General features: G+C 68.3%; 1 protein-coding gene. It reads left to right on the forward strand.

Annotation, left to right across the window (positions count from 1 at the left end):
* The coding region (locus AC5WRT_RS39115) for an alpha-glucosidase C-terminal domain-containing protein (protein WP_496098972.1) at nucleotides 1-334 on the forward strand (334 nt) is incomplete at its 5' end.
* Between the last annotated feature and the right edge of the window lie 60 nt (nucleotides 335-394).

Here is a 394-nt window from a genome sequence, read left to right on the forward strand (position 1 = left end):
GCAGCACCCCGCGCTACAGCGCCTGCGGAATCTCCGCTTCCATCAGACCGACAACGATGCCGTGCTCGCCTACAGCAAGAGCTCGGGAACGGACACGGTCATCGTGGTCGTGAACCTCGACCCGCACCACACCCAGGAGGCCACGGTCTCGTTGGACATGCCGCAACTCGGCCTGGACTGGCACGCCGCCCTGCCCGTGCACGACGAACTGACGGGCGTGACGTACCACTGGGGCAGGACCAACTACGTGCGCCTGACGCCCGGCAGCGCGCCGGCGCACGTGCTCCACGTCAGGCGTTCGACGCCCCAGAACGGAGGGCCCGCGGCCTCATGACCGTCAACGAACCCGTACACGACACCTTCGAGGACACACCCGCGAAGGACCGGGACCCGC

It is taken from the genome of Streptomyces sp. NTD91 (assembly GCF_059510455.1).